Origin of the sequence: Oscillibacter valericigenes (assembly GCF_021531915.1) — a bacterium.
Lineage (GTDB): Bacteria > Bacillota > Clostridia > Oscillospirales > Oscillospiraceae > Oscillibacter > Oscillibacter valericigenes_A.
Genome location: NZ_JAFBIV010000012.1, coordinates 1 through 22361 on the forward strand (window position 1 = coordinate 1; position 22361 = coordinate 22361).

20 protein-coding genes are annotated in these 22361 nt (G+C 60.4%); 7 read left to right on the forward strand and 13 right to left on the reverse strand.

Annotation, left to right across the window (positions count from 1 at the left end; all coding sequences use genetic code 11):
* On the reverse strand, positions 1–631 hold a 631-nt coding region (locus JQM66_RS08785), incomplete at its 3' end, for an amidohydrolase family protein (RefSeq protein WP_235229502.1).
* Positions 632–880: 249 nt separating this feature from the next.
* Between JQM66_RS08785 and JQM66_RS08790 the strand changes: the two genes are divergently transcribed.
* Positions 881–3061, forward strand: a complete 2181-nt coding sequence (locus JQM66_RS08790; RefSeq protein ID WP_235229503.1) for a 5'-nucleotidase C-terminal domain-containing protein — start codon at positions 881–883, stop codon at positions 3059–3061.
* A gap of 327 nt (positions 3062–3388) precedes the next feature.
* On the forward strand, positions 3389–4834 hold the full coding sequence (locus JQM66_RS08795; protein WP_235229504.1) for a sodium-dependent transporter: 1446 nt from the start codon (positions 3389–3391) through the stop codon (positions 4832–4834).
* Between the two features lie 37 nt (positions 4835–4871).
* Here the strand turns inward: JQM66_RS08795 and JQM66_RS08800 are convergent, their stop codons facing one another.
* Positions 4872–5459, reverse strand: coding sequence for a helix-turn-helix domain-containing protein (locus JQM66_RS08800; RefSeq protein ID WP_235229505.1), 588 nt, complete (start codon positions 5457–5459; stop codon positions 4872–4874).
* A 290-nt stretch (positions 5460–5749) separates the two neighbouring features.
* On the opposite strand from JQM66_RS08800, the gene JQM66_RS08805 reads away from it, so the two are divergent.
* Together JQM66_RS08805 and JQM66_RS08810 are read left to right on the forward strand one after the other, a co-directional pair.
* On the forward strand, positions 5750–7987 hold the full coding sequence (locus JQM66_RS08805; RefSeq protein WP_235229506.1) for a hydratase: 2238 nt from the start codon (positions 5750–5752) through the stop codon (positions 7985–7987).
* 22 nt (positions 7988–8009) lie between these two features.
* A complete protein-coding gene (locus JQM66_RS08810) occupies positions 8010–9224 on the forward strand; it encodes an NADP-dependent isocitrate dehydrogenase (protein WP_235229507.1) in 1215 nt (404 codons plus the stop codon).
* A gap of 43 nt (positions 9225–9267) precedes the next feature.
* Here the strand turns inward: JQM66_RS08810 and JQM66_RS08815 are convergent, their stop codons facing one another.
* The 4 genes from JQM66_RS08815 to JQM66_RS08830 form a co-directional block, all read right to left on the reverse strand.
* A complete protein-coding gene (locus tag JQM66_RS08815) occupies positions 9268–9897 on the reverse strand; it encodes a class I SAM-dependent methyltransferase (protein ID WP_328284127.1) in 630 nt (209 codons plus the stop codon).
* A 96-nt stretch (positions 9898–9993) separates the two neighbouring features.
* Positions 9994–10176, reverse strand: a complete 183-nt coding sequence (locus JQM66_RS08820) for a hypothetical protein (protein ID WP_235229508.1) — start codon at positions 10174–10176, stop codon at positions 9994–9996.
* Between the two features lie 179 nt (positions 10177–10355).
* Positions 10356–11480 (reverse strand): DUF2812 domain-containing protein, encoded by a 1125-nt coding sequence (locus JQM66_RS08825; protein ID WP_235229509.1) that lies wholly within the window; start codon positions 11478–11480, stop codon positions 10356–10358.
* Positions 11477–11794 carry a PadR family transcriptional regulator gene (locus JQM66_RS08830; RefSeq protein WP_235229510.1) on the reverse strand — a complete coding sequence of 106 codons (318 nt, stop codon included), beginning with the start codon at positions 11792–11794 and terminating at the stop codon, positions 11477–11479. The genes JQM66_RS08825 and JQM66_RS08830 overlap by 4 nt, the downstream gene beginning before the upstream one ends.
* 177 nt (positions 11795–11971) lie before the next feature.
* Between JQM66_RS08830 and JQM66_RS08835 the strand changes: the two genes are divergently transcribed.
* The 3 genes from JQM66_RS08835 (at position 11972) to gdhA (ending at position 15211) form a co-directional block, all read left to right on the forward strand.
* The gene (locus tag JQM66_RS08835) at positions 11972–12754 is read left to right on the forward strand and encodes a cell wall hydrolase (RefSeq protein ID WP_235229511.1); all 783 of its coding nucleotides are present in this window, start codon (positions 11972–11974) and stop codon (positions 12752–12754) included.
* Positions 12755–12842: 88 nt separating this feature from the next.
* Entirely contained in the window at positions 12843–13637 is a 795-nt protein-coding gene (locus JQM66_RS08840) for a TIGR04255 family protein (RefSeq protein ID WP_235229512.1), read from the forward strand.
* A 224-nt stretch (positions 13638–13861) separates the two neighbouring features.
* A complete protein-coding gene (gene gdhA, locus JQM66_RS08845; RefSeq protein WP_235229513.1) occupies positions 13862–15211 on the forward strand; it encodes an NADP-specific glutamate dehydrogenase in 1350 nt (449 codons plus the stop codon).
* Between the two features lie 248 nt (positions 15212–15459).
* On the opposite strand, the gene JQM66_RS08850 is transcribed toward gdhA, so the two are convergent.
* The 7 genes from JQM66_RS08850 to JQM66_RS08880 form a co-directional block, all read right to left on the reverse strand.
* A complete protein-coding gene (locus JQM66_RS08850) occupies positions 15460–16296 on the reverse strand; it encodes a DUF3298 and DUF4163 domain-containing protein (protein ID WP_235229514.1) in 837 nt (278 codons plus the stop codon).
* Positions 16296–16757 (reverse strand): RNA polymerase sigma factor, encoded by a 462-nt coding sequence (locus tag JQM66_RS08855; RefSeq protein ID WP_235229515.1) that lies wholly within the window; start codon positions 16755–16757, stop codon positions 16296–16298. The genes JQM66_RS08850 and JQM66_RS08855 overlap by 1 nt, the downstream gene beginning before the upstream one ends.
* Before the next feature lie 162 nt (positions 16758–16919).
* The gene (locus JQM66_RS08860) at positions 16920–18161 is read right to left on the reverse strand and encodes an ABC transporter permease (protein ID WP_235229516.1); all 1242 of its coding nucleotides are present in this window, start codon (positions 18159–18161) and stop codon (positions 16920–16922) included.
* The gene (locus JQM66_RS08865; protein WP_328284128.1) at positions 18158–18895 is read right to left on the reverse strand and encodes an ABC transporter ATP-binding protein; all 738 of its coding nucleotides are present in this window, start codon (positions 18893–18895) and stop codon (positions 18158–18160) included. The genes JQM66_RS08860 and JQM66_RS08865 overlap by 4 nt, the downstream gene beginning before the upstream one ends.
* 3 nt (positions 18896–18898) lie before the next feature.
* A complete protein-coding gene (locus JQM66_RS08870) occupies positions 18899–20482 on the reverse strand; it encodes an efflux RND transporter periplasmic adaptor subunit (RefSeq protein ID WP_235229517.1) in 1584 nt (527 codons plus the stop codon).
* Positions 20483–20684: 202 nt separating this feature from the next.
* Positions 20685–21365 carry a 3'-5' exonuclease gene (locus tag JQM66_RS08875; RefSeq protein ID WP_235229518.1) on the reverse strand — a complete coding sequence of 227 codons (681 nt, stop codon included), beginning with the start codon at positions 21363–21365 and terminating at the stop codon, positions 20685–20687.
* Positions 21362–22258: a DNA/RNA non-specific endonuclease gene (locus tag JQM66_RS08880; RefSeq protein WP_407946015.1), complete on the reverse strand. Its 897-nt coding sequence runs from the start codon at positions 22256–22258 to the stop codon at positions 21362–21364. The genes JQM66_RS08875 and JQM66_RS08880 overlap by 4 nt, the downstream gene beginning before the upstream one ends.
* Between the last annotated feature and the right edge of the window lie 103 nt (positions 22259–22361).

Consider the following 22361-nt stretch of genomic DNA (forward strand, 5'->3'; position numbering starts at 1 on the left):
GGGTCAGGGGGTGGCTGGAGGGCGCCGTTTCCCCGGCGGCCTTTTTCTCCGCGATCATGCCGTCAATGACCCCGGCGTTCTCGCAGTGGACGCCGCAGAGACCGCCCAGGCTTTTCAGCTCCTTCAGCGCCCAGTACATGTCCCGGTCGCCGATCATCATAGCCGGATAGGTCATGTACATCTTGAAGGAGGAGACGCCCTGGGCAAATATGTCCTTCAGCTCACCCCGGATGGACTCATTCCAGTCGTCGATGGTCATGTGGAAGCCATAGTCGCAGAAGGTTTTGCCGTCGGCCTTCTGGTGCCACAGCTGCAGGCCATAGTGCAGGCTTTCTCCCTTGTTGGGGCAGGCAAAGTCAATGACGGTGGTGGTGCCGCCCCGGAGCGCCGCCCGGCTGCCGGTGTAAAAATCGTCCGCCGTGGTGGTGTTGCACACATCCAGGTCAAAGTGGGTGTGGGCGTCAATGAATCCGGGGAACAGCAGACAGCCGGTCACGTCCACCACCTGGGTATCCGGGTCCGCCTCCAGCTTCCGGCCAACGCGGACGATCTTCTCGTTTTCAATCAGCAGGTCGGCCCGCTTCATCCCGGTACCGGAGACCACCGTGCCGCCTTTCAGCAGTTTTTTCATCGTACACCCTCCATTTCTGCGGCCCGTGGCCGCCTGACTGCGATGTTTGGTTTTTATAAGTATATCACGATTGCCTTCGCATTTCCAGTGAAGACGGTGAAAAACCGGGACACTTGATCACAGAACTGCAAAATGTATAGAAAATATTTGTAAAATCCAGCAAAATGGGACTGCTCATTTCTGAAAGATGTGGTATAATGTCCACAACAGGCGGCTCCTGTGAGCCCGAATTTTGAAGGAGGTAGAAGAATGAAGATGAAGAAGCTGCTGTCTCTGCTGCTGGCCCTGGTCATGATGTTTTCCCTGACCGTCACCGCCGGTGCTGTGGAGACCGACGACAATGACCTGACAGGCGCCATCGTGATCCTGCACACCAATGACGTCCACGGTGCCATTTCGGAGTATGCCAAGGTGGCCGCTCTGAAAGACACCTATGAGAAGATGGGCGCCTATGTCCTGCTGATGGACGTCGGCGACTTCATCCAGGGCGACCCCGTGGTCAGCATCTCCCAGGGTGCCACCGCCGTGGAACTGATGAATCTGGCCGGGTATGACGTGGTCACCACCGGCAACCATGAGTTCGACTATGGCTATGCCAACCTGGCCAAGCTGGCCGGTGAGGCCAAGTTCCCCGTTGTGGCTGCCAATGTGCTGTACAAGGGCAAGACCGCCTTTGAGGACAATGTGACCTTCACCAGCCCCAGCGGCGTGAAGATCGGCGTCTTCGGCCTGGCCACCCCCGAGACTGCCACCAAAGCCAATCCCGCCAAGATCAAGGACGTGAAGTTCCTGGGCGGCCAGTCCATGTTCGACTGTGCTCAGGCGCAGGTGGATTCCCTGAAGGCCGACGGCTGCGATATCATCGTCTGTCTGGGCCACCTGGGCATCGATGCCGAGTCCACTGGAAACCGCTCCGTTGACCTACTGGAGGAAGTGGAGGGCATTGATATCTTCATCGACGGCCACTCCCACTCCGACCTGGATGCCATCATGAAAGCAACTGACGACACCGGCATGGTGGGCGATACCCTGCTGACCTCCACCGGCACCAAGCTGAACAACGTGGGCGTGGTGGTCATCGCCGATGACGGTGCCATGACCATGCAGTTCGCCACCAAGGACCTGATCGTCACCCCCGACAAGGCCATCGCTGACCGCGCCGCTGCCATCCAGAAGGAGATCGACGACGACTATGGCAATGTGTTTGCCAAGACCGAGGTGGATCTGAACGGCGCGAAGGCCCAGGTCCGCACCGACGAGACCAACCTGGGCGATCTGATCACCGACGCCCTGGTCTGGGGCGCTAAGGATGCCGGCATCAAGGTGGACGCGGCCGTCACCAACGGCGGCGGTATCCGTGCTTCCATCGCCAAGGGCGACATCACCAAGAAGGACATCAACACCGTTCTGCCCTTCGGCAACACCCTGAGCATCGTGAAGCTCACCGGCGCGGAGCTGCTGGAAGCCCTGGAGGCCTCCACCTACTGCACGCCTGAGAGCATTGGCGGCTTCCCCCATGTCTCCGGCATCGTGTTCACCCTGGACACCACCAAGGCCTTTGACGCCGGTGACCTCTATCCCGGTTCCACCTATCACGCTCCCAAGAGCGTGGGCCGCGTGACCATCCAGTCCATTGGCGGCCGGGCCTTTGACCCCAAGGCCACCTATACCATCGCCACCAATGACTTCATGGCCGCCGGCGGCGACACCTATTACGCTTTCAATGCGGCTGGTTTTGTGGATACCGGCGTCCCCATGGATGAGGTCGTCATGGACTACATCAAGGAGGAACTGAACGGTAAGGTCACGGCAGCGGATTACGGCACCCCCGCCGGCCGCATCACCATCATTGAGGGTCTGCCTTTCACCGATGTTCCCGCCGGTGCCTCTTATTACGACGCACTGAAATTCGTCTATGAAAACAACATCTTCAAGGGCTTTACCGAGACCACCTTCGGTCCCAACAACACCCTGACCCGGGGCCAGATGGTCACCGTCCTGTGGCGGATGAACGGCTCTCCCGAGCCCAAGGCCGATTGCCCCTTCGGCGATGTGGCCGCCAATTCTCCCTTCCGCAAGGCCATCGCCTGGGCCGCTGAAAACGGCCTGACCAACGGCTATACCCCCACCACCTTCGCACCCAACCAGGCCATCTCCCGTCAGCAGTTCCTGACCATTCTGTACCGCTATGCCAAGTTTATGGGCTACGACGTCTCTGTGGGTGAGAACACCAACATTCTCTCCTATGAGGACGTGGCCCAGGTGAGCGAGGTTTTCATCCCCGCCATGCAGTGGGCCTGCGGCTCCGGCGTGCTGGTGGCCGAGAAGACCCTGACCCCCACCGCTCCCGCCCTGCGCTATCAGGTGGCGGAGTTCCTGGCCAACTTCTGCCAGAAGGTGGTCCCCGCTGCGACCACCAAGGCTGCCTGAGCCTTCGCCGCAGCCCGAAGTGAAATGAAACCCATATGCAGCAGGAGACCCAGAGCTATGCTCCGGGTCTCCTGCTGCGCTGTGTGGTCTTTTCACTCTCATGGGATGCCAAAATGCAATTCAGGTCGTCACTTTCGGCAGTCTCTTGTCGCAGTATCAGTTTTTCTGATACTATTATCGGATATTACTGGATGGAAGTGTGTTTTTTCAAGGAAAACCCGTTGACTTTCTTATCTTTATCCAGTACCATAAAAAAGCCCGAAGCCGAGCGGGCATTGTTTCAGCCGCTTCGGCTTTATCTGTTTAAAGAGAAAAGGAGACCTTCCCATGAAACGCGAAAACTTCCAATCCCGGCTTGGCTTTATCCTGGTGAGCGCCGGCTGCGCCATCGGCATCGGCAATGTCTGGAAATTTCCCTACATCACCGGTGCCAACGGCGGCGGCGTGTTCGTGCTGTGCTATCTGCTGTCCCTGATCCTGATGGGTGTACCCATCCTGACCATGGAGCTGGCCGTGGGCCGGGCCAGCCGCCAGAGCGCCGTGCTGAGCTACAAGGCTCTGGAGCCCCAGGGCAGCAAATGGCACCTCCACGGCTGGTTCTGCGTCATTGGCTGCTACCTGCTGATGATGTACTACACCACTGTGGCCGGATGGATGCTGGGGTACTTCTTCAAGTATCTGGGCGGCTCCTTCTCCGGTCTGGCAGGGGACGCCATCGACGGCGTGTTCGGCGCCATGCTGGGCAATCCCGGCGAAATGACCCTCTGGATGGTACTGGTGGTGCTGGCGGGCTTCCTGGTGGTCAGCTTCGGCCTGCAGAAGGGCCTGGAGCGCATCTCCAAGGTCATGATGCTCTGCCTGCTGGTGCTGATGGTGGTGCTGGCGATCCACAGCCTGACTCTGGAGGGCGGTATGGAAGGTCTGAAGTTCTACCTGCTGCCTGACTTTGGTCGGGCTATGGAGGCGGGCCTTGGCAGTGTCATCACCGCCGCCATGAACCAGGCCTTCTTCACCCTGAGCCTGGGCATCGCCGCCATGGAGATCTTCGGCAGCTACATGACCCGGGACCACACCCTTACCGGAGAGTCCGTCCGCATCTGCTGTCTGGACACCTTCGTGGCCCTGATGAGCGGCCTGATCATCTTCCCCGCCTGCTTCAGCTTCAGCGTCCAGCCCGACGCCGGCCCCTCCCTGATCTTTATGACCCTGCCCAAGGTCTTCGCCAATATGCCCTTAGGCCGCCTGTGGGGTTCCCTGTTCTTCCTGTTCATGACCTTCGCCAGCTTCACCACCGTCATCGCCGTGTTCGAAAACCTGCTGGCCAACTGCATCGACAATTTTGGCTGGACCCGGAAAAAGGCAGCTCTGGTGAACTGCGTGTTCATCCTGATCGCCAGCCTGCCCTGTGTGCTGGGCTACAACCTGTGGAGCGGCTTCCACCCCTTCCTGGGCAAGGACGTGCTGGACAGCGAGGACTTCATCGTCAGCAATCTGCTGCTGCCCATCGGCTCTCTGGTGTATCTGCTGTTCTGCGTCACCAAATGGGGCTGGGGCTTCGACAAGTACCTGGCGGAGGCCAACACCGGCTCCGGCCTGAAGCTGCCGGAGAGCGGTACTGCCAAAAAGGCCCTGCAGGTCTATTTCTCCGTCATTCTGCCTCTCCTGATCCTGGTAATTCTGGTCCAGGGCCTGCCCTCTTTTGGCTGGAAGCTAGGCGTCTGCGCCGCCACGCTGGCATTGCTGGTATTGATGGCCCACCGCAAAAAAGCCTGATGGTTCAAAAAAACGACCGCCGATGGCGGTCGTTTTTTTAGATCTTCACCTCGAACAGCCCGTCCCGGCTGCAGCAGAGATACAGCTTTCCGCCGCCCCGCAGCTGGGGGATACGGAACTCACCGCCCTGCTCCGGGTACAGCCGCACCAGCAGCACCCGCTCCGTGGCCACGTAGGCGGCAAAGCGGAAGTAGTGGTCCTTCTCCATGGGATGGGAGAAGGTGACGTACCAGTCCTCCTCGATCTCCCGCACCGTGGCGGTGTGGGCCTCGTCGGCGGGCCGGGCCTGCAAGGGCTCCAGCTTCCGGCCGCAGCAGTGGATTTCCCCGCCGCCGGTGGCCGTGAGGATGTTGCCGCAGTCCGGGCACACATAAAATTTCAGTCTTCGCATATTTCCAACCTCTGTTTTCTCGGGGGCCAGGTCGCCCATCAGCAGGCGCCTCAGAGCCACACCAAAAATGGAGGAGAGCGCCGGCAGCAAGCTGATATCCGGGCATCCTTTGCCCCGCTCCCATTTGCTGACGGCCTGGGGGCTGACGTGCAGCGCCTCCGCCACCTGATTCTGGGTCATTCCCCGCTCCTTCCGCAGCCGCGCCAGCAGCTCTCCGATCTGTTTGCTGTCCATGTTCTCACCTCGCTTATCAGCATACCCCAAGATTTTCGCTTTGGCAAGCAACGCTCCGTTGAGCTGTTTTTCCGGTCGGTTTCTTATGCAGAACATGAGCATAAACTTGCAAATTCACCCCGTAAACCTGCCTTGCTTTCCCGGGAAAAACTACTTTGTTCTTGTTCACTCCGCCAAAATTGGAAGGCAATCGTTCTTTTCCTGCAAGATTTCTTTCCAATCTTTTGAAACTGTGGTATATTGATGGGCAAGAAAATTCCGGCCCGGCCGGGACCACAGGAGGACTCTCCATGATGACGTTACACGATGAAGGCATTTTTCTGGTGAACGGCGCTCTCAGCGCCCAGGCGCCCGTCTCCCCGGAGGAGGGCCGCCGGCAGACCATGGCCTGGAACATCTTACAGGCCCACAACACCAGCGGCGATCCTGACAATCTGAAGATTCGGTTCGACGCTATGCTGTCCCACGACATCACCTACGTGGGCATCATCCAGCAGGCCCGGGCCTCCGGCATGAAAGAATTCCCCATTCCCTACGCCCTGACCAACTGTCACAACAGTCTCTGCGCCGTGGGCGGTACCATCAATGAGGACGACCATGTGTTCGGCCTGTCCGCCGCCAAGAAGTACGGCGGCATTTACGTCCCCGCCAACCAGAGCGTCATCCACTCCTACGGCCGGGAGCAGATGGCAAAGTGCGGCGCCATGATCCTGGGCTCCGACTCCCACACCCGCTACGGCGCCCTAGGCACCATGGCCGTGGGCGAAGGCGGCCCGGAGCTGGCCAAGCAGCTGTTGAAAAACACCTGGGACGTAAAGTATCCCAAGGTGGTACTGGTGTACCTGACCGGCGCCCCCAGACACGGCATCGGCCCCCACGACGTGGCCATTGCCCTGGTGAAGGCCACCTTTGCCAGCGGCTTCGTCAACAACTGCGTGCTGGAATTCGCCGGCCCCGGCATTGCCAGCCTGCCCATCGACTTCCGCAACGGCATCGACGTGATGACCACCGAGACCACCTGTCTTTCCTCCATCTGGGAGACCGACGGGGTCACCCAGGGCTTCTATCAGGCCCACCAGCGTCCGGAGGATTACCGGGAGCTGCATCCCGGTCAGAACGCTTACTACGACAAGTGCATCGAGCTGGACCTCAGCAAGATTGAATCTATGATTGCCTTGCCCTTCCATCCCTCCAACGCCTGGACCATCCACGAGTTCCTGGAGAATGCGGAGGAGATTCTGGCAAACCTGGAGTCTGACGCGCAGAAGCGCTTCCCCAAGGCCAAGATCAGCCTGATGAACAAAATTCACGACGGCGGCGTCTGGGCAGACCAGGGCGTCATCGCCGGCTGCGCCGGCGGCCTGTTCGACAACATCGACGAGGCGGCGGACATCCTGCGGGGCGGAAGCTGCGGCAACGGCTACTTCACCCTGGACGTGTATCCCACCAGTGTGCCCGTCAGTCTGGAGCTGACGAAAACCGGTGCCACCGCCGCGCTGCTGGAGGCAGGCGCCGTCATCAAGCCCAGCTTCTGCGGCCCCTGCTTCGGTGCGGGAGACGTGCCCTCCCACAACGGTCTGAGCCTGCGGCACACCACCCGCAACTTCCCCAACCGGGAGGGCTCCAAGCCCGGCGAGGGCCAGTTCGCCGGCGTGTGCCTGATGGACGCCCGGTCCATCGCCGCCACGGCCCGGAACGGCGGCAGGATCACCGCCGCCACCGACGTGGACTACACCCCTGTTCACCACGAGTACCACTTCGACAAGGGCGTTTACGACCGCCGCCTGTATTACGGCTTCGGCAAGGCAGACCCCAGCGTGGAGCTGATCATGGGTCCCAACATTACCGACTGGCCCAAGATGCAGCCCTTGGCGGAAAACCTGCTGGTGGAGCTGGCAGCCGTGCTGCACGACCCCGTCACCACCACCGACGAGCTGATTCCCTCCGGTGAGACCTCTTCCTACCGCTCCAATCCCCTGCGGCTGGCGGAGTTCACCCTCTCCCGCCGGGAGCCCGCCTATGTGGGCCGGGCCAAAGCGGTGGCAGAGGTGGAAGCTGTCCGTCTGGCAGGTAAAAAGCCTTTACAGTTAAAATCCATTCTGGACAAGGTGGGCGACGGCGAAGCCCTCATGGAGACTACCCAGTTCGGTTCCTGTGTTTTCGCCAACAAGCCCGGCGACGGCTCTGCCCGGGAGCAGGCGGCCAGCTGCCAGAAGGTGTTGGGCGGCTTTGCCAACATCTGCTATGAATTTGCCACCAAGCGCTACCGCTCCAACTGCATCAACTGGGGTATCCTACCCTTTACCATTGACAAGGAAATTCCCTTTACATATGAGAATGGCGACTGCGTGTTTGTCCCCGGCATCCGCAAGGCCATCGAGGAGGGCATGGAGGATATCCCCGCCAAGGTCATCCGGACCAACGGCACCGTGGAGGACCTGCTGCTCCACGTCCGCGGCCTGACGGCGGACGAGAAGGAGATCATCCTGGACGGATGCCTGATGAATTACTACGCCAAGCGTTCTTAACGGGAAAACTTTGGAGGCTTCTATGGAAAAAATCAAAATGACCACTCCCCTGGTGGAGATGGACGGCGACGAGATGACCCGCATCCTGTGGGCCATGATCAAGGAGACACTGATCCTGCCCTTTGTGGATCTGAAAACAGAATACTACGACCTGGGGCTGCTGCACCGCAACGAAACAAAGGACCAGGTGACCGTGGACGCTGCCAATGCCACCAAGAAATACGGCGTTGCCGTCAAGTGCGCTACCATCACCCCCAACCGTCAACGCATGGAAGAATATCCCCAGCTGACGGAGATGTGGAAGTCCCCCAACGGCACCATCCGCTCTATCCTGGACGGCACCGTGTTCCGCACCCCCATCTGCATCGACGCCGTGAAGCCCGTGGTAAAGAACTGGAAGAAGCCCATCACCATTGCCCGTCACGCCTACGGCGACGTGTACAAGGCCGTGGACATGGAGACCACGGAACCCGGCACCGCCACCTTGACCTTCACCGGAAAGAGCGGCGAGACCAAGACCCTCACCGTCCAGAAAGTGGACGGCCCTGCCGTGTGGCAGGGTGCCCACAACAAGGAAAGCTCCATCCGTTCCTTTGCCAGGGCCTGCTTCCAGTACGCTGTGGACACCAAGCAGGATCTGTGGTTCTCCACCAAGGACACCATCGCCAAGGTCTACGACGGCGCTTTCAAGCGCATCTTTGAAGAGGAGTTTGAAGCCTACAAGGCCAAGTTCAACGAACTGGGCATCACCTACTTCTACACGTTGATCGACGACGCCGTGGCCCGGGTCATCCGCAGCGAGGGCGGCTACATCTGGGCCTGCAAGAACTACGACGGCGACGTCATGAGCGACATGGTGTCCACCGCCTTCGGCAGCCTTGCCATGATGACTTCCGTGCTGGTGGCCCCCGACGGCACCACCGAGTTTGAGGCCGCCCACGGCACCGTCACCCGCCACTACTACAAGTACCTGAAGGGGGAGGAGACCTCCACCAACCCCATGGCCACCATCTTCGCCTGGTCCGGTGCCCTGAAGAAGCGGGGTCAGCTGGACGGTCTGGAGGACCTTGTGAGCTTCGGTGAAAAGCTGGAGGAAGCCTGCTTCGATACCCTGAACGCAGGCATTATGACGAAGGACCTGGTGGGCCTGGTGGAGCCCGGCTTCCAGGCCACCGCTGTCAACAGTCAGGCATTCCTGGACGCTATCGCGAAACAGCTGCAGAAAAAGCTGGCATAAAAGTACCATTCCCCGCACATCAGATGATGTGCGGGGAATTTCTTTATGATCTGACATAATCCATCCGGACCAGCTTTTTCCCATTTGGCAGTGGACATTCTTCTCTATAATTCAGCATATACCCAATGGCAGCCAGATACTCCGTCAAGGCTTCCTCTTCCATTTGATGGTGGATACTACCCAGGCCGTCAAAGGCATGAATATAGGGAGAATCTGATACGAAGCCCTCGTCCGTGTTGATCTGAATGACGCAAGAAACGTACTCGGGAAACACTTTCTGAAGCACCCGTTGGAAGCAGGGATAGCCGATGTACTCCACCAGAAGGTTGGCAATCACCATCTCTGCCGGAGGAAGGTCCGGCTCTGCTGCCGTCAAATCAGCTTCCACCAGCCGCAGTGTCTCTGTCAAATGTGGATATCGGGCGGCACAGGCAGCCAGATACTCCTGATTCAGGTCTACACCATACACTGTCTCCAGTCGCTCCGGGTCCACATGCTCCAGGCCGTTTCCGCCCGCCACCCCCAGCACCATGGCGTTTCTGACGGGATAGCGGGTAAACTGGTCCGCTATGAGCTGGTTCATGGTTTGCAGCTGCCGGACCGAATCCAGCTTCATATGGTTTTCGTAGTCATCCAGTGAGACGGTCTCCCAGGGGTTTCCCATCTGCTTCATCTCCTTCATCCGTTTTCAACTGTCCGCTCTTCAAACTTCAGTATACCAAACCGGCCCCTGCCGCACAGCAAACGCTGCGTGGAGAGGCCGGTTTTCTCAGACGTTCAGTACTTCCGCCGGCCCGCCGCTGTTCAGTTCTTCCAAGCCCACAATGGTTTCCAGGGTGGTCCCCAGCTGGATCAACAGCAGGCCCAGCCGGGAGGCATCCTCCCGGCTCAGTTCCTTTGCCAGTGACAGTGCCAGGGCATGGATGGCTGTGGTCTGTTCCAATGCGTCCATGTGCCCACCTCCCGTTTTCAGTCTATGCGGTAACGGGCCGGGCTGACCATCAGCCGGAGCCAGGCCGGATCAACCCTTCCCCGAGGCCACCAGGACACTCTCCGCAAGCCGCTTCGCCTGGCTGGGCAGAGACATCAAAAACAAAAATAGGCACAATGTCTATCATACAGATTTCTCCTTTACTCCGCCAAACTGTCAGCCACAGCTTCGATGGCGCTGTCCAGGTCCGTCGGAAAATCCACCCACAGGGCGCAGACCACCTTTCCCGACCGGGCCAGGAACAGCTGACAGTCGCCCTCCGCCAATAAGACCGCCTGGTCGAAGGCGTCGTTTTCCACCGTTGTTTCCTCGGCGTCCGGGTGATCCTTTCGGAAGTCCGCTGCCCGCTCCCTGTACAGCGCCTTTGCCAGAGCCTCAAACCGCAGACGGTCAGCGACGTTCCGGACATGCTCGCCCTGTTCGCCCCGGTACTGGATGCTGAAGCGGTCAGGAGCCAGAGGAGTGCTCCGGTAGAGATAGTTGTCAACTTCAAATTCCCAGTAAGCCTTGTCCGTGCCCTCCATCAGCTCCACGGGAGCGGTATAGGGCAGGCTGCCGATATCCGGCTCCCCCTGCAAGAACGGAACCGCGCTGCTGAACCACCACAGGAACCAGAACAGCAACAGCAGCACGATCACCGCCTGCTGCCACCGGCGGTCCCGCTGCCAGCTGCCGGGGTCAGGCACCATGCCCGCCGCCAGCTCACGCCGCATCCGCCGCAGATCCCACAGTCGCCGGAGCATCACGATGCCAAGGAGGACAGCGACCACCAACCAGAGCAGCCAGAACAGGTTTTGACGCAGCAGGACTTCCAGCATCGACCTGCCGGGAGCCAGTACGCTCAGCACCAGGGGCAGCACCGCCAGCAACCCCAGCATCACCCAGGCCATCCGCCAGCTGTGGCGCAGGGGCTTTTCCCAGGCCCAACCATAAGCCACCGGATCCGTGTCCAGCTCCGGGACCGCCGGATCGCCGCAGTAAAACACTTCGCAGTCATAATCGTCATCACCCATGATGACAGCGGTGCAGTCCCAGCCCATTTCCCGCCAGGCCACTCCCCGCTCCCGGCGGGCCTCCGGCGTTTCGGGCCGCTGGGGCCGGAGACGCACCCGGTATGTCCCCGGCTTCACAGCCTTGAAGGTGGCCAGCACCCGGCCGCAGTCTGTCAGCTGCCAGCCATTGGCAGCTTCATCCTCCAACCACTTCTCAATAGCTCCGGGGTTCCACAGTTCCAGGGGCCGCAGGGTCCGCTTCTGCTTTTTCATCGTCCATCCTCCTCCCGGTCGCCGTCGGCGACGCACAGCTTCAATCTGGAAAGCTCCTGACGGAACAGGGCCCGGCCCCGGTCTGTGATGGCGTAGGTCCGCTTGCGGCCCTCCACCGCTGTCTCCCGGATGAGACCCTCTTCCTGGAATTTTCCCAGAATGGTATACAGCGTCCCCGGGCCCAGGGGCACCCGGCCCGCCGTGGTGTCGTCCACGAACTGCACGATCTCCGTGCCGCACCGCTCCTGCCGCAGCAGGCTCAGCAAGACATAAAACATGCTCTCTGTCAGTACCTTCAACGGTTCCTTTGCCATGGCTCGCCCTCCAATATCGTTTTACGATATCATCTATTGTCAGTATAATATCGTTTCACGATATTGTCAATAGGTCTGGTGAATGCTGGCACGGATACCAGGTTTTGAGGGTTGCTTCCTGCCCCTGGTTTTCGGTATGCTTTTCAGGTGAAAACTCCACAGAAAGGAAGAAATCAAATGAAAAAGGAAGCGCTGTGCGGATTATTGGCAGCTGCCGCCCTGGCCCTCCCGGCCCAGGCGGCCCGGACCGTGCCGGTGCAGGTGGACGGCACCCGTCTGGCCGGGTCCTCCTATCTGGAGGACGGCGTTACATACACGCCCCTGCGGTATCTCCTGGACGCCATGGGCGGCTGGACGGTCTCCTGGGACAGTCAGGCACAGGCGGCGGTGGCCGTCTCCGGCAAAACCCGTATCGCAGCGGACCCGGCAGAAAACACCGTCACCGTGAACGGCAGAAGCTATTCCGCCCAGGTGACGGTCCGGAACGGGCGGACCTACGTGCCCCTGCGGATGGTAAGCGAGGCCCTGGGCGGCAGCGCGGCGTGGGACCCCTGGATGTCCGGCGCTGCCGTCACCTCCGCCGGAGCGGAGCATGACGCGGCGGACCTGTACTGGCTTTCCCGCATCATCAGCGCCGAAAGTTGCGGCGAGTCTATGGAGGGCCAGATCGCTGTGGGCAATGTGGTGCTGAACCGGGTGGCCAGCCGGGAGTTCCCGGACACCGTCCCCGGTGTCATCTTCGACAAGGTGGACGGCGTCCAGTTTGAGCCGGTGTCCAACGGCACCGTCTACAAGACCCCCACCGCCCAATCGGTGGAGGCCGCCCGGCGGGTACTGGCGGGGGAACAGGTCATTGGGAAGGCCCTGTATTTTTACGCCCCCGCCCTCTCCCAAGGGACGTGGATCAACGCCAACCGGACGTACTACAAGACCATCGGCTGTCATCGGTTTTACCTGTGAGGACGCGGCGGGGCGCCCCTGCTATTTGACATTTTCAGGCCCGACGGCTACAATAGGGACATCAAATCGTTGCAAAGGAGCATGTCCTATGCTGTTTTCTGACCGTCCCAGGACCCATTATGGAAAGGCGCCGGCTCACGAGGTCATCTGTCAGTTGCGCTTCCCCACCATCCTCACCATCAACAACGTGGAGCCCGCCGATTTTCAGGAGGCCATCCGCGATGTCTTCCCCCAGTACGCCCGCCGTCAGGATGTGCCCGCGCCCAAAATCACCGGCGTGGGTGGTCCCAACATGCAGGTAGAACAGCAGGCCCCCATTACCAACTACCACTTTCTCTCCACCGATGGCCGCTGGAAGCTGAACCTCACCAAGGATTTCATTGCTCTTTCCACCTTGGGCTATCCCGGCTGGGAGGACTTTGCCCACCATCTGGACAAGGCCCTGGCGGCCTTTATCCAGATCTACAAGCCCGCCTATTTCCAAAGAGTGGGACTGCGGTATGTAAATTTCTTCTCCCGTGCCCGGCTGGGACTGGAGGAGGTGTCCTGGGCGGAGCTGTTCGCCCCCGCCTACGCCGGCGCTCTGGCGGAGCCGGACCTGCGGGAGGAGGACTGTCTGGCTCTGGGCACGGACCTGCAGCTGAAGCTGGACAACAGCTGCCGCGCCAAGATCCACGCGGGGCTGGCCCGGATCCAGAACAAGGCCCCCAACGCCCCCCAGGACAACGAGCTGAAGTTTGTCCTGGACATGGACCTCTCCATGGGCGGCAATATTCCCTGCACCATGGCGGCCGGGGCTTTGGAGACCCTCCACATTCACGGCGATCGCCTCTTCGAGGGCACCGTCACCGACCGGCTGCGGCAGGCCATGGAGCCCCGTTGAGCGCCCAGAGGTAGTACCTCGATGAAAAACAAAATTCGACACCTTTGTCCTCCCCGGAAAAAGGTGTCGAATTTTTTGTAAAATATGCAGGAAATCGTTTGTTTATTCTTTTTAGATTTTAGGAAATTTCTATCTTGTGGAGTGGTGTGGTTTTCTTATATTCTTAGTAATGCAAAGATGTGAGTTTACCACGTTAAACACCAAAAGAAGAAGGGACGATCAGCATGTTGAAGAGCGAATACCTGCAAAACGTCTATACCCAGGTCGTGACCCGTGACCCCGACCAGAAGGAGTTCCACCAGGCCGTTCTGGAGGTCCTGGAGAGCATCGACCTCATCATCGACCAGCATCCTGAGTATCAGGAGCACGGCATCATCGAGTCCTTCGTGGAGCCCGACCGTATGATCTGCTTCCGGGTGCCCTGGGTGGATGACAACGGCAAGGTCCACGTGAACCGCGGCTACCGTGTCCAGTTCAACTCCGCCATTGGCCCTTACAAAGGCGGCCTGCGGTTCCATCCCACTGTCAACCTGTCCATTCTGAAGTTCCTGGGCTTTGAGCAGATCCTGAAGAACAGCCTGACCGGCCTGCCCATCGGCGGTGCCAAGGGCGGCAGCGACTTTGATCCCAAGAGCAAGAGCGACGCGGAGGTCATGCGCTTCTGCCAGAGCTTTATGACCGAGCTCTATCGTCACATCGGCCAGTTCACCGACGTGCCTGCCGGCGACATCGGCGTGGGCGGCCGTGAGGTCGGCTATCTGTTCGGCCAGTACCGCCGCATCCGCGACCGCTATGAGGGCGGCGTGCTGACCGGCAAGGGCCTGACCTTCGGCGGCTCCCTGGCCCGTACCGAGGCTACCGGCTACGGCCTGTGCTACCTGACCCAGGAAATGCTCAAGTGCATGAAGAACGAGAGCTTTGAGGGCAAGACCGTGGTCATCTCCGGTTCCGGCAACGTGGCTATCTTCGCCACTGAAAAGGCCACCCAGTTGGGCGGCAAGGTCGTGGCTCTCAGCGACTCCAACGGCTATATCCACGATCCCAACGGCCTCAAGCTGGATATCGTGAAGGACATCAAGCTGGGGCACCGTGGCCGCATCAAGGAGTATGTGGACCGTGTCCCCGGCAGCACCTATACCGAGGGCTTCCGCGGTATCTGGAGCATTCCCTGTGACATCGCCCTGCCCTGCGCCACTCAGAACGAGATCGATGCAGAGGCTGCCAAGAGCATTGTCAAGGGCGGCGCCATTGCTGTGGCTGAGGGCGCCAACATGCCCTCCCGTCCCGAGGCCATCCGCATTTTCCAGGATGCGGGTCTGCTATTTGCTCCTGCCAAGGCTGCCAATGCCGGCGGCGTGGCTACCAGCGCTCTGGAGATGAGCCAGAACAGCATGCGCTATGGCTGGACCTTCGAGGAGGTCGACAGCAAGCTGCAGGAGATCATGGTCAACATCTTCCACAATATCTACAACGCCGCTGAAGAGTGCGGCGCTCCCGGTGACCTGGTGGTCGGCGCCAACATCGCCGGCTTCAAGAAGGTCGTTGACGCCATGCTGGCCCAGGGCTTGGTGTAATGATTCCAAGGGATACTTGTCCCTCTTAGACGAAAAGAAAAAAGAGATGCGGAGCTTCGGCTCCGCATCTCTTTTTTCTTTTCCGAATCCCCTCATCAGGGTATTTTTGTCGGGCGCAGAAGGTGAATTGCCCCGCAAAGGGCAAGAGAAGCCCCTCTGGAGGGTGTCTTGACAAAAATGATTTGTATTTCTTCATTCGCCGTCGGCGGATGAAGAAAGTAAGCCAAGTTTTCCCCCAGCCCCCTTCCTTACTGCCCGATGGGGAACTCCACGTACCCCATGGCACCGGGCGCCACAGTGTAGGGCGGGAACACCACCACGGGATCGCCCGCTTCATTCAGATAGAACTGGGTGGTCTCATCCACTGTGGTGAAGCCACCCTGGTCGGCGGCAAAGTACACAGCGGGGTCCTCCGCCGCTGCCATCTGCTCCCTGATGGCGTCGTTGCAGACGGTCACCCAGTCCTTCCCCAGCACATCCGCCAGGGTCAGTTCCTTTTCGGCGGCCAGGTCCAGATTATAGTAGGTCCGCTCCCAGTTAGCCCCGGTGAAGGACACATCGGATTCCACCAGGAAGGAGACCACAGTCTCCGTCTGGGACTTGATGTCATAGGTGACGCTGACAGCAAGGTTGTGCTGCTCCCATTCCTCCTGGGTGCCGCCGGTGGCCAGGAATGCCTCCTTGTACTCCGCCACCAGCTGCTCGCCCTCAGCGGTCTTGGTATCCACCCGCTTCCGGATCTCCTCGTTGACCTGCTGGGCAAAGGCGCCGCCGCCCTGGATAGCAGGCTGCTCCACCTCCACCGTGCGGTCTCCATTCTCGTCGGTGAAGCTGCGGACTGTCAGCACCTGGAACAGTCCACCCAGCACCGGAAAATCGGCGGCGGCCGCCGCCACGGTGGGCGACAGGTTCAGCACGCCAAACATCACCACGAAGCAGGCAGCCACCGTGCCCAGACGGCGGCCCCAGCCCCGGCGGGCCCGGTTGGCTTTTCCCTGCCGGATGCCTGCCCGGACACGGTCCTCCAGCTCCGCAGGGATGGGAGTGGACTCATATTCCTCTTTCGCACGTTTGAACTCGTTCATCATTCTTCTCCTTCCAATTGGATACGCAATTTTTTCAGGCCGGTGTACAAACGGGTCTTCACCGTGCTCAGCGGGCAGTTCACAACTGCACTGATCTCCTGAAGCGACAGCTCCTCGTAAAACCGCAGGCGGATGACGGCGGCGATCTCCGGCGGCAGGGCATCCACCCTGCGGGCCAGGGAGCCGTCCTCCGGCAGCGGGTCCTCATAGCTGCCCGCATCCAGTTCTTCCGGCTTCACCAGGGTCACCCGCTTCCGCTGGCGGAGCAGGTCTGTACACACGTTGACCAGAATGCGGTAAAACCAGGTGCGCATGGCGTCGGCGTCCTTCAGGCTTTCCTGCTTTTCCAGTGCCCTGCAGACAGCGGTCTGTACCGCGTCCAGAGCCTCTTCCCTGCTGTGCAGATAGCTATACGCCAGACGGTAAAACCGCGCCTGGTCTTCCACAAGAAATGTCGTCAATTGTGTTTCACGGATCTTTGACACGTGCATGGTCCTTTCTGTTGGTTCTGTCTGTTAGACGGAGAAGACGGAGAAAAAGTTTGCGCCAATGGAAAAAGTTTTGCAGAGCAGCGTATCTTTCGATACGCGCAAAAAGGAACCGGATGTACCGGTTCCTTTTTATCATTCATAGCGCAGCGCGTCAATAGGATTCAGCTTGGCCGCCTTGTTGGCAGGCAGGTAGCCGAACAGCACGCCGATGCCCACACTGACGCCGAAGCTCACCAGAATGGCCCCAAGGGTCGGCGTGGCGTTGAAGGTAATGCCGCTGGTGCCCAGCTGCTCCAACAGCATCCCGCCCAGCACGGAGCCGATGCCCGTGGCCAGCAGACAGCCCAGCAAAATTCCGATCAGTCCGCCCATGGCGGAGGTGGTCCCGGCCTCAATGAGGAACTGGCTCCGGATATCCCGGCGCTTGGCGCCCAGGGACTTCCGGATGCCGATCTCCCGGGTGCGCTCCGTGACGGATACCAGCATGATATTCATGATGCCGATGCCGCCCACCAGCAGGGAGATCGCGGCGATAGCCACCAGCACCGCCATGGCCACGCCCATCATGGCGTTGATCATATTCACCGACTCCAGCATGGTCTCGATGTAATAGGCGTCCTTATCCTGATAAAAGTTCTGCATCATGTCGGCAATCAGGGCCTTGCCCTGAGACACCGTATCCCGGGAGACGGCCATGACCTGATACAGCGTCACATTGCGGCTGCCGGTGAGCTCCAGGGCGTTTTCATAGGGGATGTACACCACGTCATCGCTGCCGCCCTCGGTCATCTCCTCCCGCTCCCGGGCCAGGACGCCAACCACCGTATAAGGCACGCCGCCGATGGTCAGCTCCTTTCCCAGGGCGTCACCACGGAAGGCCTCCTGCTCCAGCCAGGCGCCGATGACGCACACCTTCTGCCGCCGCGCCACGTCCACATACTGGAGATACCGCCCCCGGGACAGGGTATTGCCGTCCAGGGTGGTACCGGTTTCCGGGCGGTACATGGCCTCGCTGACGCCGTAGATCTTCGTCTTTTCAAATTCCGCGCCGTCCCGGCGGACACCGCTTCCGGCGCCCACCCAGGGGGTGACGCCGTCGAACACGTCGGGATGGGCTTCGATCAGATCATACATCTGCTGCGGGTCCAGGTTCAGCGTGGTGCCGTCGCCCCGGCCCCAGGCATAGGCGTACATCTGGGTGATGCCCACCTTCTCCACCTGCTGCTCCACCATGTCGGTGAGGCCGTTGCCCAGGGAGATGATGACAATGACCGCCGCCACGCCGATAACGATGCCCAGCATGGTGAGGAAAGCCCGCATTTTACTGGTCCGCAGGGATTTCAATGCCAGCTTGAAGGATTGTGAAACATTCATGTGCCGGCCTCCTCTCCCTCATCTCCGGAACGGACCACGGCCCGGGGATCGGCGGCATCTCCGTCGTAGATGACCCGTCCGTCCTGAAGGCGGATGATGCGCTTCGCTTTCCGGGCAATGGAATTGTCATGGGTGATGAGGACCACGGTGTCCCCTTCGGCGTTGAGCTTCTGCAGAAAGTCCAGCACCTCCCGGCCCGTCCGGGAGTCCAGGGCGCCGGTGGGCTCATCCGCCAGAATGACCGAGGGTTTCCCCGCCAGGGCCCGGGCGATGGATACCCGCTGCTGCTGACCGCCGGAGAGCTGGTTGGGCAGATTTTTCTGCTTATCCGCCAGTCCCACCCGCTCCAGGGCCTGGACGGCCCGCTGCCGGCGCTCCTCGGCGGAAACGCCCGCATACAGCAGGGGCAGCTCCACATTCTCCCGCACCGTCAGCTTGGGGATCAGGTTATACTGCTGGAACACAAAGCCCAGCATCTTATTTCGAATCTCTGCCTGCCGGTCGTCCTCCATGGTGGACACATCCACGCCGCCCAGGTGGTACGTCCCGGAGGTGGGTACGTCCAGGCAGCCGATGATGTTCATGGCAGTGGACTTGCCGGAGCCGGACTGGCCCACGATGGCCACGAACTCGCCCCGGTCGATGGCAAAGCTGACGCCGTCCAGGGCGTGGACCTCCTCGCTGCCCATGGGGTAGATCTTATACACGTTGTTCAGTTCGATCAGATGGGCCATGGCTCAGCCCTCCGGGACCGGGGCGGCCTGATACGCCACCCGGTCCTCCTCCGTCAGGCCGGAGGTGATCTGGATGTACCGGTCGTCATTGACGCCCAGGGTGACGCTCCGCTCCTCCAGCAGGGCGGGGTCCGTGACGGTGCCGTCCTCCCCTACTGCCTCCACCGGGGCCACCAGTACCGTACTGCCCCGCTCCACGGCGGCCACGGGCACGGTCAGGGCATGTTCCGCCGTACCGCAGTTGATGGCAGCGGAGACGTTCATGCCGGGCATCAGGCCGCCGTAGTCCCGGACGGCGATGGTGACGGGGTAGGTGGTAAAGCCGTCCTTGGTGGTGCCGTTGACGCTGACCCGCTCCACGGTGCCGGTATAGACCTCTCCCGGCAGAGCGGCGGCGGTGACCTCCACAGTCTGGCCCGCTTTCACCTTGCCGATGTCCAGCTCGTTGACGTTCATCTGCATCTTCAGACAGCTCAGATCATAAATGACGGCCAGGGTGCCACTGGCGGAGCCGTCCACCTTGTCCCCGGCTTTGAAGTTCTTCTCGATGACCGTTCCGGAGATGGGTGCGGTGATCCGGTAATCCTCCAGGCTGCCGCTGGCGGAGGAGGCAGACAGCTTGGCGCTCTCCAGGCTCAGCCGGGCACTTTCGATCTGCTCCCGGATGGCGGAGGAATCCACCGTACAGAGCACCTCCCCTTTCTTGACGGTGCTGCCCATCAGCTTGTCGAAGCCGCTGACGGAGCCGCTGCCCGCAGCGTACACCGTGGCGGAGGCGGGCAGGTTGATGGCGGCGTTGCCGTAGCTGCTATAACTGCCGATGACGGCGGAGGCGGTGTAGGCATCGGACAGGATCCCGGGGTTCTCCACCTTCACCCGGACACTGCTGCCCTCCTTGCCGTTGCTGGTGATGGCGGTGCTGTTGGACACTGCCGTGACGGTGCCGTTCACCGGGCCGTCAAAATTGCCCACGAACACCGTGGCCCGCTGGCCTACATAGAAGGCAGAGGGCTCTACAAAGGGGAACAGGAAGTCGATGGACAGGTCCATGCTGGCGGCGATCTTCGCCAGAGCAGTTCCCGCCGTCACATTGTCGCCGTTGTGGACAAAGACCTCCTGGATGGTGCCGCTGATGGGCGCTGTGGGACGCAGGGCCTCCAGGGCCTGGTCATAGGCCAGCCGGGACTGCTCTACAGACAGCTCCGCCCGGCTGACGGAGGTCTGGGCATCGCTGCTGTCCAGCTCATACAGCAGCGCCCCCATCTCCACCAGGTCATCCTCCTCGAAAGGTGCCGTCAGGATGGCACCGGAGACCAGGGTGTTCACCTGGTAGGAGTCGGCGGGCTCTAACGTGGCGGAGCCGGTGACGCTCACCGACAGGTCCCGGCGGGCGGCTTGCTCCACGGTATAGCCCGTTCCCGCTGCCGCGACGCCCCCCATCAGCCGGGGCAGCACCACCGCCGCCAACAGGACCACAGCCGCAAGTACCGCCGCCAAAACGGCTCTCTTTTTCCCCTTCTTACTCAGCCGGAATTTCTTGAGCTTCCGGGGATTCTCTTGTTCCATCTGCATCAGTTCTTCCTCCATGGCTTCCTTCTCCTCCTGTTTCGTCAACTCCCACTCTCTATAACGGAGCAGGACTTTGCAATTCTTCAACTTCTTTTTGTACTTTTGTACTAGTGTACTAATGTATGATGATATTAGTACAATTATACAGTTTTGTCAAGTACAATTTTTATATATGAAAAGAGAGACGGCAAACGCCGTCTCTCTTTTTGTCTTCTATGCATTATGTCAACTCATACAGCGGCACCGTCCGCTGATAGGACTGTGGCCGGTAAGTCACGGAGGAAATTTTCTGCCCCGACATCCCGTACTTGGGATGGGTGCCGAACAGATCCAGATACCGCTCCAGGTCATCCCGCTCCGCAGCCATGGCCTCCAGCAGTGCCACGGTGGCCCGGGCGTCGTCCACGGCCCGGTGGCTGTTGACCACCCGGTCCCCCAGGCCGTAGGCCTTGATGGCGTTGCAGAGCTTGTGGGGGTAGTCCCGCCGGTCCCGGTACACCGTCAGAGCATCCAGGAACCTGGGCGCCCGCAGCACCTCCACCCGGCCGTAGGGCCGCAGGAACCAGTACAGGAAATTCAGGTCAAACTGGGCGTTGTAGGCCACCAGCAAGGGCCGCTCCGCCCCCTCCAGCAGGCGGCAGAAGGCCTCTGCCGCCTCTTTCTGGTCCACGCCCTCCAACAGAAGCTGCGCATCGGTGATACCCGTCAGCTCCGTGATGAAGGGTGGTATGGTCTGACCCTCCGGGAGCCGGATGAACAGGTCCATGCAGTCCGTCTCCACGCCCTTTTCCAGAGAGACGGCTCCCAACTCGATGATGCGGTCCTTTCCAAATTCGATGCCTGTGGTCTCGGTGTCGAAGACCACTACCCGGTCAAAGTTGTTCCAAATTGCTTCCATCATGGTATGTTCTCCTCCGCAAGGCAGCTCTCCCCGGTGGCGTAGTCGATCTCCACCCCGGGCTGCACGTTGTAGCAGTACACGTTGAAGCAGACGCCGGCGCCGCCGTCCTCCACGGACCAGGCCTCCAGCTGCACTCCACGGGCCACCAGTTCCATTCCACGGAACACAGGGGTCACTCGGTAGAGGACGTGGTTGCCGGTCTCCCGCACGTAGTCCGCCACCCGGTTCTCAAAGGGCAGCATCCCCTCCACATTCAGATAGCGGGTGCCGGTAATCAAGTTCCGCTCATTGGCGTTCTCCCCGGCCAGCTGGTAGCCGATCAGGTGGCAGCGATTGTAGAGGTATTTGCCGTCCACCAGACCGTCATAGCGCACGGTGTGCCAGCCGCTGGGCTTCACCATGCCAATGGCCCCCCGCTCCTCCGTGGGCATCAGGTCCTGCCCAATGCAGGCCTTCGCCGTGCCGCAGCGGCCCAGCAGGTCCAGGGGCGCATAGGTCTCGTAAGACTCCGTCCCGGCTTTCTGTTCCTCTGTAAAAGCGGGCTGGCCGCCATACAGCTCCACATACGGGCTGCCGTCATAGTCCGGAAGCGTGTCCAGGGTTATGACATTCTGCTCCTCCTGATGTTCCTCCTGAACGGACAACTGCTCCCGCAGCTCCGGCGGCATCTTTGCCATCAGGTCCGCCAGCCAATCGGACAGGCGGGACCGGACTTCCGTCAGCTTCTCCGCCGCCAGGTCTCCGGCCACCTCCGTCCGTTCCGTCAGGACTGCGGGCACCGGCAGCTCACAATACCGCCAGAGGATTGCTCCGCCAATACACAGTACCAGCAGCAGCGCCAGAATACCTCCTCCGCGGGAGTGTTTCTTTCGTTTTGTTCTTCGTTTTGCCATGGGTCCCGTTCTTGCGCTCCTTTGTTTCATCCGCTCGGTCGTCTCCGACATTCTAGCAAATTCCGACGTTTTTTTCAACGGCTGCATGAAAAGCCTCCAACCG

Excerpts from the sequence above, each read along its gene's own strand:
- JQM66_RS08790 (WP_235229503.1), top strand. The coding sequence starts at position 881 with ATGAAGATGAAGAAGCTGCTGTCTCTGCTGCTGGCCCTGGTCATGATG.
- JQM66_RS08795 (WP_235229504.1), top strand. The coding sequence starts at position 3,389 with ATGAAACGCGAAAACTTCCAATCCCGGCTTGGCTTTATCCTGGTGAGC.
- JQM66_RS08800 (WP_235229505.1), bottom strand. The coding sequence starts at position 5,459 with ATGGACAGCAAACAGATCGGAGAGCTGCTGGCGCGGCTGCGGAAGGAG.
- JQM66_RS08805 (WP_235229506.1), top strand. The coding sequence starts at position 5,750 with ATGATGACGTTACACGATGAAGGCATTTTTCTGGTGAACGGCGCTCTC.
- JQM66_RS08810 (WP_235229507.1), top strand. The coding sequence starts at position 8,010 with ATGGAAAAAATCAAAATGACCACTCCCCTGGTGGAGATGGACGGCGAC.
- JQM66_RS08815 (WP_328284127.1), bottom strand. The coding sequence starts at position 9,897 with ATGAAGCAGATGGGAAACCCCTGGGAGACCGTCTCACTGGATGACTAC.
- JQM66_RS08820 (WP_235229508.1), bottom strand. The coding sequence starts at position 10,176 with ATGGACGCATTGGAACAGACCACAGCCATCCATGCCCTGGCACTGTCA.
- JQM66_RS08825 (WP_235229509.1), bottom strand. The coding sequence starts at position 11,480 with ATGAAAAAGCAGAAGCGGACCCTGCGGCCCCTGGAACTGTGGAACCCC.
- JQM66_RS08830 (WP_235229510.1), bottom strand. The coding sequence starts at position 11,794 with ATGGCAAAGGAACCGTTGAAGGTACTGACAGAGAGCATGTTTTATGTC.
- JQM66_RS08835 (WP_235229511.1), top strand. The coding sequence starts at position 11,972 with ATGAAAAAGGAAGCGCTGTGCGGATTATTGGCAGCTGCCGCCCTGGCC.
- JQM66_RS08840 (WP_235229512.1), top strand. The coding sequence starts at position 12,843 with ATGCTGTTTTCTGACCGTCCCAGGACCCATTATGGAAAGGCGCCGGCT.
- gdhA (WP_235229513.1), top strand. The coding sequence starts at position 13,862 with ATGTTGAAGAGCGAATACCTGCAAAACGTCTATACCCAGGTCGTGACC.
- JQM66_RS08850 (WP_235229514.1), bottom strand. The coding sequence starts at position 16,296 with ATGAACGAGTTCAAACGTGCGAAAGAGGAATATGAGTCCACTCCCATC.
- JQM66_RS08860 (WP_235229516.1), bottom strand. The coding sequence starts at position 18,161 with ATGAATGTTTCACAATCCTTCAAGCTGGCATTGAAATCCCTGCGGACC.
- JQM66_RS08865 (WP_328284128.1), bottom strand. The coding sequence starts at position 18,895 with ATGGCCCATCTGATCGAACTGAACAACGTGTATAAGATCTACCCCATG.
- JQM66_RS08870 (WP_235229517.1), bottom strand. The coding sequence starts at position 20,482 with ATGGAGGAAGAACTGATGCAGATGGAACAAGAGAATCCCCGGAAGCTC.
- JQM66_RS08875 (WP_235229518.1), bottom strand. The coding sequence starts at position 21,365 with ATGATGGAAGCAATTTGGAACAACTTTGACCGGGTAGTGGTCTTCGAC.
- JQM66_RS08880 (WP_407946015.1), bottom strand. The coding sequence starts at position 22,258 with ATGGCAAAACGAAGAACAAAACGAAAGAAACACTCCCGCGGAGGAGGT.